Source organism: Janthinobacterium rivuli, assembly GCF_029690045.1.
In the GTDB taxonomy this organism is placed as follows: Bacteria; Pseudomonadota; Gammaproteobacteria; order Burkholderiales; family Burkholderiaceae_D; genus Janthinobacterium; species Janthinobacterium rivuli.
Genome location: NZ_CP121464.1, coordinates 4,854,676 through 4,867,929, shown reverse-complemented (window position 1 = coordinate 4,867,929; position 13,254 = coordinate 4,854,676). Strand labels below are relative to the sequence as shown.

Annotated in this window: 12 protein-coding genes; 11 read left to right on the top strand and 1 reads right to left on the bottom strand. The window is 60.1% G+C overall.

Going from position 1 to position 13,254, the window contains the following annotated elements:
- Positions 1-31: 31 nt before the first annotated feature.
- Complete coding sequence (locus P9875_RS22150; protein ID WP_034789110.1) at positions 32-1,021, bottom strand: malate dehydrogenase; 990 nt, start codon at positions 1,019-1,021, stop codon at positions 32-34.
- Positions 1,022-1,326: 305 nt separating this feature from the next.
- Here P9875_RS22150 and P9875_RS22145 point away from each other — a divergent pair, with 305 nt between their 5' ends.
- The 11 genes from P9875_RS22145 (at position 1,327) to P9875_RS22095 (ending at position 13,169) form a co-directional block, all read left to right on the top strand.
- Positions 1,327-2,220, top strand: a complete 894-nt coding sequence (locus tag P9875_RS22145; protein ID WP_278316604.1) for a GntR family transcriptional regulator — start codon at positions 1,327-1,329, stop codon at positions 2,218-2,220.
- Between the two features lie 306 nt (positions 2,221-2,526).
- The gene (sdhC, locus tag P9875_RS22140) at positions 2,527-2,949 is read left to right on the top strand and encodes a succinate dehydrogenase, cytochrome b556 subunit (protein WP_034752080.1); all 423 of its coding nucleotides are present in this window, start codon (positions 2,527-2,529) and stop codon (positions 2,947-2,949) included.
- A 2-nt stretch (positions 2,950-2,951) separates the two neighbouring features.
- Entirely contained in the window at positions 2,952-3,317 is a 366-nt protein-coding gene (gene sdhD / locus P9875_RS22135; protein WP_034752078.1) for a succinate dehydrogenase, hydrophobic membrane anchor protein, read from the top strand.
- 2 nt (positions 3,318-3,319) lie between these two features.
- The gene (gene sdhA / locus P9875_RS22130; protein ID WP_035820761.1) at positions 3,320-5,101 is read left to right on the top strand and encodes a succinate dehydrogenase flavoprotein subunit; all 1,782 of its coding nucleotides are present in this window, start codon (positions 3,320-3,322) and stop codon (positions 5,099-5,101) included.
- Positions 5,102-5,110: 9 nt separating this feature from the next.
- Positions 5,111-5,821: a succinate dehydrogenase iron-sulfur subunit gene (locus tag P9875_RS22125; RefSeq protein WP_034752075.1), complete on the top strand. Its 711-nt coding sequence runs from the start codon at positions 5,111-5,113 to the stop codon at positions 5,819-5,821.
- A 117-nt stretch (positions 5,822-5,938) separates the two neighbouring features.
- Positions 5,939-6,220, top strand: a complete 282-nt coding sequence (locus tag P9875_RS22120) for a succinate dehydrogenase assembly factor 2 (protein WP_034752073.1) — start codon at positions 5,939-5,941, stop codon at positions 6,218-6,220.
- Between the two features lie 121 nt (positions 6,221-6,341).
- Positions 6,342-7,643, top strand: a complete 1,302-nt coding sequence (gene gltA, locus P9875_RS22115) for a citrate synthase (RefSeq protein WP_035820759.1) — start codon at positions 6,342-6,344, stop codon at positions 7,641-7,643.
- A 99-nt stretch (positions 7,644-7,742) separates the two neighbouring features.
- On the top strand, positions 7,743-8,084 hold the full coding sequence (locus P9875_RS22110) for a winged helix-turn-helix transcriptional regulator (RefSeq protein ID WP_278316603.1): 342 nt from the start codon (positions 7,743-7,745) through the stop codon (positions 8,082-8,084).
- Positions 8,085-8,308: 224 nt separating this feature from the next.
- Positions 8,309-8,851, top strand: a complete 543-nt coding sequence (locus P9875_RS22105) for an NAD(P)H-dependent oxidoreductase (protein WP_278316602.1) — start codon at positions 8,309-8,311, stop codon at positions 8,849-8,851.
- Positions 8,852-9,084: 233 nt separating this feature from the next.
- Positions 9,085-10,059, top strand: coding sequence for a LysR family transcriptional regulator (locus tag P9875_RS22100; RefSeq protein WP_176390184.1), 975 nt, complete (start codon positions 9,085-9,087; stop codon positions 10,057-10,059).
- 257 nt (positions 10,060-10,316) lie between these two features.
- A complete protein-coding gene (locus P9875_RS22095) occupies positions 10,317-13,169 on the top strand; it encodes a 2-oxoglutarate dehydrogenase E1 component (protein ID WP_034752063.1) in 2,853 nt (950 codons plus the stop codon).
- The last annotated feature ends 85 nt before the right edge of the window (positions 13,170-13,254 follow it).

Genomic DNA, 13,254 nt, shown 5'->3' with positions numbered 1-13,254 from the left:
GCGGCGCATTGCCGCGCCGCCAAAACTGGACTTAGGCCAGCAGGTGTTTCACGCCTTCGCGCTCTTCGGTCAGTTCTTTCAGGGTCAGGTTGATGCGCTCTTGCGAGAATGCATCGATTTCCAGACCTTGAACGATGGTGTACTCACCGTTGTCGGTGGTGACCGGGAAACCGAACACGGTGCCTTCAGGAATGCCATACGAGCCATCCGAAGGAACGCCCATGGTGGTCCACTTGCCAGCCGTGCCCAGCATCCAGTCATGGATGTGGTCGATGGCGGCGTTCGCTGCCGACGCTGCCGACGACAGGCCGCGCGCTTCGATGATGGCCGCGCCGCGCTTGCCGACGGTCGGCAGGAAGGTGTTGGCGTTCCATTCCTGGTCGTTGATCAGGTCTTTCACAGCCTTGCCGTTGACGGTGGCGAAGCGGTAGTCGGCGTACATCGTTGGCGAGTGGTTGCCCCACACGGTCAGCTTCTCGATATCCTTGACGGCGGTGCCGGTCTTGGCAGCGACTTGCGACAGCGCGCGGTTGTGGTCCAGGCGCAGCATGGCGGTGAAGTTTTTCGCTGGCAGCGATGGCGCCGATTTCATGGCGATGTAGGCGTTGGTGTTGGCAGGGTTGCCGACCACCAGGACTTTGACATTGCGCGAAGCGACGGCGTCGAGCGCCTTGCCTTGCACCGTGAAGATCTGGGCGTTCGCTTCCAGCAGGTCCTTGCGTTCCATGCCTGGGCCGCGTGGACGCGCGCCAACCAGGACGGCCACGTCGACATCCTTGAATGCGGTCAGCGGATCGGAGTGGGCGGTCATTTCCGTCAGCAGCGGGAAGGCGCAGTCGTCGATTTCCATCATCACGCCCTTGAGCGCCTTCTGGGCTTTTTCGTCCGGGATTTCAAGCAGTTGCAAGATGACAGGCTGGTCTTTGCCGAGCATGTCGCCATTGGCGATGCGGAACAACAGGGCGTAGCCGATCTGGCCGGCGGCGCCGGTCACTGCAACACGCATTGGGGTTTTAGCCATGATGAATCTCCAAAAATGGGAAAGAAAACGGGCTTGAAGCTGGGCTTACGCTTATCCGGAAAAACTATAATGATACCAAAACCGGCCCGCGCCACCGAAATGCTGGTGTACGCTGCCGTCACGCTTGTGCTGCACGAGGCCAGAGTGGCTGGCCAACAACATAAAACGCTGGCTCACAAGTTTTATCGAGGGCAGTTTAGGCCTCCGATCCCTATCTGTCAATCATATCTTATGTCTTATATAAGACAGATAACTACGAGTCTTTTACTGGACGCGGGCAGTGATTTGTGTTGAAATGTCGGACTATGAATTCCGCCTCGTCCAATCTGACCAACAATGCCACTGCTGCAAGCGGGGCGGTCAGTCCGACCGCGGGCACCCCGGCCACGCCCGTTGCCGCAGCCGGCAGCCCCGCCGCCACCCCTGTCGCCAGCCTCAATACCACTGCCTCCACCGCCGTGGCCGCGCCTGCCGCAACTGCCTCGCCCACCTTCAGTCCCCTGTACCAGCAGATCAAGGCGCTCATCACGCAGAGCCTGCAGTCGGGCGAATGGAAGCCGGGCGAGCTGATTCCCAGCGAAGTCGAGCTGGCAGGGCGCTTCAAGGTCAGCCAGGGCACGGTGCGCAAGGCCATCGATGAACTGGCCGCCGAGAATCTCGTCATGCGCCGCCAGGGCAAGGGTACCTTCGTTTCCACCCACCATGAGGCACGCGCGCATTTCCGCTTCCTGCGCCTGGTGCCGGACGAAGGCGTACCGCATTATCCCGAAAGCAAGTTTATCGAAGTCAAGCGCGTGCGCGCGCCAGCCGATGTGGCGCGCCTGATGGACCTGAAATCCGGCGACGCCGTCATTTTCATCAAGCGCGTGCAGTATTTCGACGGCGTGCCGACCATCGTCGAAGAGCTGTGGCTGCCTGGCCTGATCTTCAAGGGCCTGACGGCCGAGCGCCTAGTGGAATACAAGGGCCCCATGTACGGCCTGTTCGAAACGGAATTTGGCACGCGCATGATACGCGCGTCCGAACAGATCCGCGCCGTGTGCGCCGACGCGGGCGCCGCGCAATTGTTAAATATCGACCTCGGCACGCCCTTGCTCAGTTCCGAGCGCGTGTCGTTTACCTACGGCGACAAGCCGGTTGAACTGCGCCGGGGCCTGTACCTGACCAGTCGCCATCATTATCAGAATGAACTCAGCTGAAGCGGCGGGGTGCCTGCGGGCGTCCGGACAAGCAGCAAGGCTGAAGTGCATCGCTTGCAAGATGCCTGCCGCAAGGCGGGCAACGGAGACAACGGAAAGCGCAGCGACAGCATGGCCCGCCCCGGCGGGCCGTGTTTTGCCGGCGATTCTGTAATTAAATTACGTGAACTACGGAAAGTAGCGCGGTATTTTGTAGTAAAAAACCATTTTGGTTATATGTAACAATAGATATTGGTATGGGTTGCGAAAATCGGCGAAAATCGCGGCTTCAATATTTAGTTGAAATTCAAAGGGGAGGTTTTTGTTATGTCTGAAGCCGTAAGAGAAGTACCAAAAAAAGAACGGCCGCAATTCCGTAACATTCATGTTACCGAATTGTCGAACTACCGCATGGCTGTCGGCGCCATCGTCTCGATCCTGCATCGCATCAGCGGTTTCATCATTTTCGCCTTGCTGCCATGCATACTGTACATGCTGGAACTGAGCCTGCGTTCCGAAATGTCCTACGCCTACTTCCAGGGCATCGCCTCGCACTGGTTCGTCAAGCTGATCACCCTGGGTCTGGTCTGGGCCTTCCTGCACCACTTCTGCGCCGGTATCCGTCACCTGTTCATGGACGTGCACGTTGCCATCGAAAAAGATTCGGCACGCAAGACCGCCTCGTCCGTGCTGGTCGTGAGCCTGGTGTTGACGGCTCTGGTCGCTTTGAAACTGTTTGGAGTATTTTAAACATGGCAGACAATAATATCGGACCGAAACGCCTCGTCGTCGGTGCCCATTACGGCTTGCGCGATTGGCTGGCGCAACGCGTTACCGCCATCGTCATGGTGGCCTATGTGGCCATCCTGCTTATTTCTTTCCTGACCGGCAGCAACTTCAGCTATGAAGGCTGGGCTGGTCTGTTCGCACAGCAGTGGTTTAAATTGTTCAGCCTGGTGACCTTCGTCGCCCTGTTCTACCACGCATGGGTCGGCGTACGCGACATCTGGATGGACTACGTGAAAAGCGCTGGCCTCCGTCTGACCCTGCAAATTGCCACCATGCTGTGGTTGATCGCTTGTGCCGGCTGGACGGTACAGATACTCTGGAGTGTGTAATCGTGGCAGCATATAAATCTGCAATCCCTACCCGCCGCTTTGATGCGGTCATCGTTGGCGCCGGCGGTTCCGGCATGCGCGCGTCGTTGCAACTGGCTGAAGCCGGTCTGAACGTCGCTGTTTTGTCGAAAGTTTTCCCGACCCGCTCGCACACCGTGGCGGCGCAGGGCGGTATCGGCGCGTCGCTCGGCAACATGGCCGAAGACAACTGGTTCTGGCACATGTTCGACACCGTCAAGGGTGGCGACTATCTGGGCGACCAGGATGCCATCGAATTCATGTGCCGCGAAGCACCGAAGGTCGTGTACGAACTGGAACACTTCGGCATGCCATTCGACCGCAACCCTGACGGCACCATCTATCAGCGTCCATTCGGCGGCCACACGGCCCACTTCGGCGAAAAGCCGGTGCAGCGCGCTTGCGCGGCAGCCGACCGTACCGGTCACGCTCTGTTGCACACCCTGTACCAGCGCAACGTTCGCGCCCGCACGCATTTCTTCGTCGAATGGATGGCGCTTGACCTGATCCGTGACGCCGAAGGCGACGTGATCGGTGTGGTCGCGCTGGAAATGGAAACCGGCGAATGCATGATCCTGGAAGCAAAAACGACGGTCATGGCAACGGGCGGCGCAGGCCGCATCTTCGCCGCATCGACGAATGCCTTCATCAACACGGGCGACGGCATGGGCATGGCGGCACGCGCCGGCCTGCCGCTGCAAGACATGGAATTCTGGCAGTTCCACCCGACCGGCGTGGCCGGTGCGGGCGTATTGATCACCGAAGGCGTGCGCGGCGAAGGCGGCATCCTGATCAATAGCGAAGGCGAACGCTTCATGGAGCGCTATGCGCCGACCTTGAAGGATCTGGCGCCGCGCGACTTCGTCTCGCGTTCGATGGACCAGGAAATCAAGGAAGGCCGCGGCTGCGGTCCTAACAAGGATCACGTGATGCTGGACCTGCGCCATATCGGCGCCGACACCATCGCCAAGCGCTTGCCGTCGATTCTGGAAATCGGCCACAAGTTCGCCAACGTCGACGCCACCAAGGAACCGATTCCTGTCGTGCCGACGATTCACTACCAGATGGGCGGCATCCCGACGAACATCCATGGCCAGGTCGTCACCCCGACCGGTCCGGATAATTCGGCCAAGGTTGTCAACGGTCTGTACGCGATCGGCGAATGCGCCTGCGTGTCCGTGCACGGCGCCAACCGCCTGGGCACGAACTCGCTGCTCGACCTGGTGGTCTTCGGCCGCGCGGCCGGTAACCACATCGTCAACAGCGGCCTGAAAGCCAAGGAAAACAAGCCTTTGCCAGCCGATGCCGCCGAATTTGCCATGGGCCGCCTGGCGCGCCTGGAAAACTCGACCGGCACGGAAACCGTGCAGGGCGTGGCGAACGACATCCGCGCAACGATGCAGAAGTACTGCGGCGTGTTCCGTACCGACGAGATGCTGAACAAGGGCGTCGAAGAAATCATGAAGCTCGACGAGCGCCGCAAGCACGTCTCCTTCAAGGATAAATCGATGGTCTTCAACACGGCCCGCGTGGAAGCGCTGGAGCTGGACAACCTGATCGAAACGGCGAAAGCGACCATCGTTTCGGCGGCAGCGCGCAAGGAATCGCGCGGCGCCCACGCCCAGGATGACCATCCGCAACGTGACGACGACAACTGGATGAAGCACACTCTGTGGTATTCGGAAGGCAACCGACTGGAATACAAGCCAGTCGTGACCAAGCCGCTGACGGTTGATACCTTCAAACCGAAACCACGTACTTTCTAAGGCTATACCATGGCACGCACTCTTAAATTCAAAATCTACCGCTACGATCCTGACCAGGATGCCAAGCCGTACATGCAAGACCTGACGGTCGAACTGAAAGACACCGACAAGATGCTGCTCGACGCACTGCAGCGCATCAAGGCGGACGTCGATGACTCGCTGGCCCTGCGCCGCTCGTGCCGCGAAGGCGTGTGCGGTTCGGACGCGATGAACATCAACGGCAAGAACGGCCTGGCATGCACCACCAACCTGAACGAACTGTCGGAGCCTATCGTGCTGCGTCCGTTGCCAGGCTTGCCAGTCATCCGCGACCTGATCGTCGACATGACGCAATTTTTCAAGCAATACGATTCGATCAAGCCTTTCCTGATCAACGATTCGATCCCGCCTGAAAAAGAACGCCTGCAGTCGCCGGAACAGCGCGAAGAACTCGATGGCCTGTACGAGTGCATCCTGTGCGCATGCTGCTCCACGTCGTGCCCGTCGTTCTGGTGGAATCCGGACAAATTCGTCGGCCCGGCTGGCCTGCTGCAAGCCTACCGCTTCATCGCCGATTCGCGCGACGAAGCCACCGGCGCGCGTCTGGACAACCTGGAAGACCCGTACCGCCTGTTCCGCTGCCATTCGATCATGAACTGCGTCGACGTCTGCCCGAAAGGGTTGAACCCGAACAAGGCGATCGGCAAGATCAAGGAATTGATGGTCCGCCGCGCGATCTGATCCCCCTGATCGCATCCGCCGGGCGCCGTTTGCGGGAAGAGGGTATCCTCTCTTGCCTGCAGGCGGCGCCTGCAAAGCAGCACCGTGCCGCAAGGCACACGTAAAGTGGTAAACCAAATGACAGAATCAATTTTGTCCTCGCATCAGGCCGACCCGGCCAACCGCGCCCGCCTGCGCTGGCGTTCACGCCGTGGCCTGCTGGAAAACGACATTATCCTGACCCGTTTTCTCGATGCGTATGAAACCGAATTGACCGATGAAGAAGTTGACGCGCTGACGCGTTTGCTGGATTTATCGGACAATGCGTTAATGGATCTGGTACTGGCTCGTAAAGAGCCGGAAGGCGAAGTCGATCTGCCGCATGTGCGCGCACTGCTGCAACGACTGCGCATTGCCTAGACGCCTGGGCGATATATTGCAAACGGTGCGAGTGGCGCGCTGTAGCACTGCCGAATGCGGTGCGAATTGCAGCCAGAATTTTTGATTTTAATTTCGACTCACTCCCGAGAAGGAAGAGCCCATGAATATCTCTGACACAAAAGCTACCCTGTCGTTCTCCGATGGCAGCCCATCGCTTGAATTTCCAATCTACAAAGGCACGGTTGGCCCGGACGTCATCGACATCCGCAAACTGTACGCCGGTAGCGGCAAGTTCACCTACGACCCAGGCTTTATGTCGACGGCCGCCTGCAACTCGTCCATCACCTACATCGACGGCGACAAGGGCGAGCTGCTGTACCGCGGTTACCCGATCGAACAGTTGGCCGTCAACGCCGACTTCATGGAATCGTGCTACCTGCTGCTGAACGGCGAACTGCCGAACGCGGCGCAGAAAGCCAAGTTCGTCGACACCGTCACCAAGCACACGATGGTGCACGAACAGATGCAATTCTTCTTCCGTGGCTTCCGCCGCGACGCGCATCCGATGTCGGTCCTGGTGGGCACCGTCGGCGCGCTGGCATCGTTCTACCATGACTCGCTGGACATCAACGACCCGCGTCACCGCGAAGTGTCGGCCATCCGCCTGATCGCCAAGATGCCAACCCTGGTCGCCATGACCTACAAGTACTCGGTCGGCCAGCCGTTCGTGTACCCACGCAACGACCTGTCGTACAGCGCCAACTTCATGCACATGATGTTCGCCAATCCGTGCGAAGAGTACAAGGTCAACGACGTGCTGGTGCGCGCCCTGGACCGCATCCTGATCCTGCACGCGGACCACGAGCAAAACGCATCGACATCGACCGTCCGTCTGGCCGGTTCGTCGGGCGCCAACCCGTTCGCCTGTATCGCTGCCGGTATCGCCTGCCTGTGGGGCCCTGCCCACGGCGGCGCCAACGAAGCGGCACTCAACATGCTGAAAGAAATCGGCACCGTCGAGAACATCCCTGCCTTCATCGAGCAAGTCAAGGACAAGAACTCCGGCGTCAAGCTGATGGGCTTTGGCCACCGCGTGTACAAGAACTTCGATCCACGCGCCAAGCTGATGCGTGAAACCTGCTACGAAGTGCTGCAAGAACTGGGTCTGCAAGACGACCCGCTGTTCAAGCTGGCGATGGAACTGGAAAAGATTGCACTGAACGACGAATACTTCGTTTCGCGCAAACTGTACCCGAACGTCGACTTCTACTCAGGCATCGTGCAATCGGCGCTGGGCATCCCTGTGTCGCTGTTCACCGGTATCTTCGCTATGGCCCGTACGATCGGCTGGATCGCCCAGTGGAACGAAATGATCGCCGACCCAGAGCAAAAAATCGGCCGTCCGCGCCAGTTGTTCGTCGGTTCGACCACGCGTGAAGTACTGCCACTGGACAAGCGTTAATCCAGAGCGGTATCGAGCAAACAAAAAAACGGGCTTCGGCCCGTTTTTTTATGCCGGGCTGTTATGCTCGGGCCCTGGTACAACAGGAAGCACAACGCGATGAATGAAGACACCTGCGCCCCCGGCGGCGTGGCCCTGGCCGATACGGCATTTGGCTATACCTTGTCGCTGATCGGCGGCAAGTACAAGATGCTGATCCTGTATGCGCTGGCGGAGAACACCGTGCTGCGGCATAACGAACTCAAGCGCCATCTCGGCGGCATCGCCTTCAAGACCCTCAGCGTCGTGCTGAAGGAGCTGGAAGCGGATGCGCTGATCGTGCGCAAGGAATATCCGCAAGTGCCGCCCAAGGTGGAATATTCGCTCTCCAGCAAGGGCGCCTCGCTGATCCCCGTGCTGCATACCTTGTGCGCGTGGGGTGAGCGGCACCAGCCAGTCTGACCAGAATGCGCATGCCCAAGGGGCTTTGCATGGCCAAGTAACTTACTTTTCTTCCTGTATGATCAGTTAATGTGCGTACTTGTGAAAAGTACTCGCGATGGTTATGCTGTTTTTGCCTCTGCTGGCGCACGGTCATGTGCCATGCGCCACGGGGCAGGGTACCGGCTTGCCTGCTTTTCTGTGAACGCGGGGCCGGTGCATCCACCCATTTTCAGGAAAGCAGCATGATGAAAACCCTCGTTATCGTCTTCCATCCCTCCATCGGCACGTCGGTCGCCAACAAGCGCTGGCTGCAGGAGCTGGCGCAGTATCCCGACCGCTACACCATCCACGATGTGCACCAGGCTTACCCTGATGGAAATATCGACGTGGCGCGCGAGCAGGCGCTGGTGGAGGCACACGCCAACGTGGTCTTGCAGTTCCCCGTGTACTGGTTCAACTGCCCGCCCTTGCTGAAGCAGTGGCTAGATCAGGTGCTGGCGTATGGCTGGGCCTACGGCACGGGCGGCGATGCCTTCAAGGGGAGAAAAGTGGCGCTGGCCGTGACGGCCGGCATCCGCGAGGAAGACTTCACGCCGGAAGGCAAGTGGCACGTCACCCTGGCGCAGCTGCTGGCGCCGTTCGATGTGACTCTGGCATATATCGGCGCCGACAACCGCCGTTTCTTTGCCTTCTATGGCGCGGAAGACGGGCCGAAGGAAACGGGCTATGCCGAGCGGCTGGCGCGTAGCGCGCAAGCGTATGAGCGCTTCCTGGCTGCCTTGTAAGGGCGCCGCTCCAGCTTCAGTTCAATGTCGCTGGCCGGTCGTGGTGATGGTGTGCGCTAACTGCGCCGCATCGGAAATGTTGCCCGGGTGCGCGAGGGGCGGCGGCGCGTGCAAACATATTATTTTTTCTGCATTGGATGCTCTTGTCGCATGGATCCTTTCGACCAGGCGCGACAAATAGGGTAGATTGCAATACTTAGTTGCATGGATCGGACGAATCAAGGGAGTACCGCATGGACCGTATCACCGCCGCACAAGTATTCGTCGCCATCGCCGAGCGTGGCAGCATGGTGGCCGCCAGCGAGGCGCTCGACATGTCGCGCGCCATGGTGACGCGCTATCTGGCCGAGATGGAAGCGTGGGCGGGGGCGCGCCTGTTGCATCGCACCACCCGCCGTCTGAGTCTGACGGATGCGGGCGAGACCACCTTGGCGCGCTGCCGGCAGATGCTGGAAGTGGCCGGCGCCATGGCCGTCACTTCGCCCGAGGGCCTCGACACGCCGCACGGTTTGCTGCGCATCACCTGCTCGCAATCCTTGGCGCAGACGGCGCTCGCTGGCGCAGTAACCGCTTACCTGCGGCGCTACCCGCGCGCCGCCGTCGACCTGCAGATGGAGAACCGCGCCGTCAACCTGGTGGAGCAGCGCATCGACCTGGCGATCCGCATCACCAACGCGCTCGAGCCGAATCTGATCGCGCGCCAGCTGGCCAGCTGCGCCTCGGTGGTGTGCGCCGCACCATCGTACCTCGCGGCGCACGGCACGCCGCGCCGGGCGGAGGACCTGGCCCTGCACAACTGCCTGACGTACACGTATTTCGGCAAGAGCCTGTGGCAATTTACACATGACGGGGAAGCGCTCACTGTCCCCGTCAGCGGCCGCCTGTCGGCGAATGAATCGCTGGTGTTGCTGGTGGCCACGGTGGCGGGGGCGGGCATCGCCATGCAGCCGCGCTTTTCGGCCGCGCCGCTGATCGCCAGCGGGCAACTGGTGGAGCTGCTGCCCGCGTACCAGCCGCAGGATATGGGCATCTATGGCGTCTATACGTCGCGCCAGCACATGTCGCCCCTGTTGCGCACCATGCTCGACTTCCTGGTGGAGTGGTTTGCCGGCGATGCCGATTGGCTGGCGGCCATCGCGGCGGCACCGTTGCCGGGCAGACCAGTTGGGCGCAAGCGGCACGCCGGCAGGGTCGCCGATGTGTTGTAAGCATAACAGTGACAGGCTTGCAAGCCCGGGAAAATCAACAACACAGCTTACATTTGCTTGCCAAATAAAATTCAACTAGTCGTTGTTGCGTTACAATACCGCGTGCTATTCTAAATGACGGTATGCAGAATGCTGGTGCAATATAAAAGCCCTTCCCCACAACTTGATGTGCAATCCGCTAACCGGTCAGGCCGTGTCGCGGAAGGTTAGATTAACCCGCTAATTCCTCGCGAAGCGCGAAGAAAGGTGAGCAATATATGCAGCAATTAACGACCAACTCCTACCTGTTCGGTGGGAATGCTCCGTACGTGGAAGACCTGTACGAGGCGTATCTGAACAACCCAGGCTCGGTACCCGATAACTGGCGTTCCTACTTCGACGCAATGCAGCACGTGCCTGCCGTCGATGGCACCAACAAGCCTGACGTGGCGCATGCCTCCGTCGTCGCCTCGTTCGCCGAGCGCGCAAAAGCTGGTCCGATCCGCACAGTAACCGCTTCCTTCGATGCTGAAATGGGCCGCAAGCGCGTCGCCGCCACGCAGCTGATCGCCGCTTACCGCTACCTCGGTTCGCACTGGGCCAACCTGGATCCGCTGCAACGCCAGGAACGTCCGATGATCCCGGAACTGGAGCCGAGCTTCTACGGTTTCACCGACGCGGACATGGACACCGTGTTCAACATCAGCAATACCTATTTTGGCCCCGAGACCGCCACCCTGCGCGATCTGCTCAACTATCTGCGCGATACCTACACGCGTTCGATCGGCGCCGAGTTCATGTACATCTCCGACCCGGCCGAAAAGCGCTGGCTGCAAGAGAAACTGGAATCGATCCGCTCCACCCCGAATTTCACCCCAGAGAAAAAAATCCACATCCTCGACCGCCTGACCGCGGCTGAAGGCCTGGAACGCTATCTGCACACCCGCTACGTGGGCCAGAAGCGCTTCTCCCTGGAAGGCGGCGAAACCTTCATCGCCTCGATGGATGAAACCATCCAGCGCGCCGGCGAAAAAGGCGTGCAGGAAATCGTCATCGGCATGGCCCACCGCGGCCGCCTGAACGTGCTGGTCAACACCCTGGGCAAAGCGCCGCAGGAACTGTTCGAAGAATTCGAAGGCAAGCATGGCGACGACCTGCCTGCCGGCGACGTGAAATACCATCAAGGCTTCTCGTCGGACATCTCCACCGCAGGCGGCCCGGTCCACCTGTCGCTGGCGTTCAACCCGTCGCACCTGGAAATCGTCAACCCTGTGGTCGAAGGTTCCGTCAAGGCCCGCATGGATCGCCGCGGCGACGCGCAGGGCGCGCAAGTGCTGCCGATCCTGGTGCACGGCGATGCCGCTTTCGCCGGCCAGGGCGTGGTCATGGAAACGCTGAATCTGGCGCAAACCCGTGGCTACCATACCGGCGGCACGGTGCATATCGTGATCAACAACCAGATCGGTTTCACCACCTCGGATCCGCGCGATGCCCGCTCGACCCTGTACTGCTCGGACGTCGTCAAGATGATCGAAGCACCGGTCCTGCACATCAACGCCGATGATCCGGAAGCCGTGGTGCTGGCGACGCAGATCGCGCTCGACTACCGCATGGAATTCAAGAAGGACATCGTCCTCGACATCATCTGCTACCGCAAGCTTGGCCACAACGAGCAAGATACGCCGGCACTGACGCAGCCACTGATGTACAAGAAGATCGGCCAGCATCCAGGCACCCGCAAGCTGTATGCGGACAAGCTGGTAGCGCAAGGCGTGATCCCTGCCGATGGCGGCGACAAGATGGTGGCCGCCTTCCGCGACGCCATGGACGCCGGCAAGCACACCGTCGATCCGGTCATCTCGAACTTCAAGAACAAGTACGCCGTCGACTGGCTGCCGTTCCTGAACAAGAAATGGACCGATTCGGCCGACACCGCCGTGCCGATGACGGAACTGAAACGCCTTGCCACCCGCATCACCACCGTGCCGGAAGACTTCAAGGTCCACTCGCTGGTTGAAAAAGTTCTGGGCGACCGTGGCACCATGGGCCGTGGCGAAATGAACCTGGACTGGGGCATGGGCGAACACCTGGCCTACGCATCGCTGGTATCGTCCGGCTACGCCATCCGCCTGACGGGCCAGGACGCCGGCCGCGGCACCTTCGTGCACCGCCACGCCGTCTTGCACGATCAAAACCGCGAGCGTTGGGATGCAGGTACCTACATTCCGCTGCAAAACGTGTCGGACAACCAGGCGCCGTTCACCGTCATCGACTCGGTGCTGTCCGAAGAAGCCGTACTGGCCTTCGAATACGGCTACTCGACCGCTGAACCGAACACACTGACGATCTGGGAAGCCCAGTTCGGCGACTTTGCCAACGGCGCGCAAGTGGTGATCGACCAGTTCATCAGCTCCGGCGAAGTGAAGTGGGGCCGCGCTTCGGGCCTGGTCATGATGCTGCCGCACGGTTACGAAGGCCAGGGTCCTGAGCACTCGTCCGCGCGTCCGGAGCGTTTCCTGCAGCTGTGCGCAGACAACAACATGCAAGTGGTGCAGCCGACGACGGCTTCGCAGATCTTCCATTTGCTGCGCCGCCAGATGGTGCGCCAGTTCCGCAAGCCGCTGGTCATCCTGACGCCGAAGTCGCTGTTGCGCAACAAGGATGCCGGTTCGCCGCTGACCGACCTGGCCAAGGGTGGTTTCCAGACCGTCATCGGCGAAGTCGACGACAAAATCGACGCCAAGAAAGTCAAGCGCGTGGTCGCCTGCTCGGGCAAGGTCTACTACGACCTGGTCAACGCACGCAAGACCCGTGGCCAGACCGACACGGCCATCGTGCGCCTGGAACAGCTGTATCCGTTCCCGCACAAGTCGTTCGCCGCTGAACTGAAGAAGTTCCCGAACCTGGTCGAAGTCGTCTGGGCGCAGGACGAGCCGCAAAACCAGGGCGCCTGGTTCCAGATCCAGCACAACATCTTCGAAGGCCTGGAATCGGGTCAGCGTCTGGCTTACGCCGGCCGTCCCGCTTCGGCGTCGCCTGCTGTCGGTTACTATGACAAGCACTACGCCCAGCAAAAAGATCTGCTGGAAACGGCATTCTCGAAGCTGAAGGGTTTTATCCTGACCAAGTAAGTGGCAGGATAAGGGCGCCATGCGATTGCATGGCGCCTGCTTGCATACATCATGACGGAGCGCCGCCCTTGCTACGCAGGGGCGG

What these genes read in the sequence shown, in the direction of transcription:
- P9875_RS22150 (WP_034789110.1), bottom strand. Translation starts at nt 1,021, where the DNA reads ATGGCTAAAACCCCAATGCGTGTTGCAGTGACCGGCGCCGCCGGCCAG.
- P9875_RS22145 (WP_278316604.1), top strand. Translation starts at nt 1,327, where the DNA reads ATGAATTCCGCCTCGTCCAATCTGACCAACAATGCCACTGCTGCAAGC.
- sdhC (WP_034752080.1), top strand. Translation starts at nt 2,527, where the DNA reads ATGTCTGAAGCCGTAAGAGAAGTACCAAAAAAAGAACGGCCGCAATTC.
- sdhD (WP_034752078.1), top strand. Translation starts at nt 2,952, where the DNA reads ATGGCAGACAATAATATCGGACCGAAACGCCTCGTCGTCGGTGCCCAT.
- P9875_RS22125 (WP_034752075.1), top strand. Translation starts at nt 5,111, where the DNA reads ATGGCACGCACTCTTAAATTCAAAATCTACCGCTACGATCCTGACCAG.
- P9875_RS22120 (WP_034752073.1), top strand. Translation starts at nt 5,939, where the DNA reads ATGACAGAATCAATTTTGTCCTCGCATCAGGCCGACCCGGCCAACCGC.
- gltA (WP_035820759.1), top strand. Translation starts at nt 6,342, where the DNA reads ATGAATATCTCTGACACAAAAGCTACCCTGTCGTTCTCCGATGGCAGC.
- P9875_RS22110 (WP_278316603.1), top strand. Translation starts at nt 7,743, where the DNA reads ATGAATGAAGACACCTGCGCCCCCGGCGGCGTGGCCCTGGCCGATACG.
- P9875_RS22105 (WP_278316602.1), top strand. Translation starts at nt 8,309, where the DNA reads ATGATGAAAACCCTCGTTATCGTCTTCCATCCCTCCATCGGCACGTCG.
- P9875_RS22100 (WP_176390184.1), top strand. Translation starts at nt 9,085, where the DNA reads ATGGACCGTATCACCGCCGCACAAGTATTCGTCGCCATCGCCGAGCGT.
- P9875_RS22095 (WP_034752063.1), top strand. Translation starts at nt 10,317, where the DNA reads ATGCAGCAATTAACGACCAACTCCTACCTGTTCGGTGGGAATGCTCCG.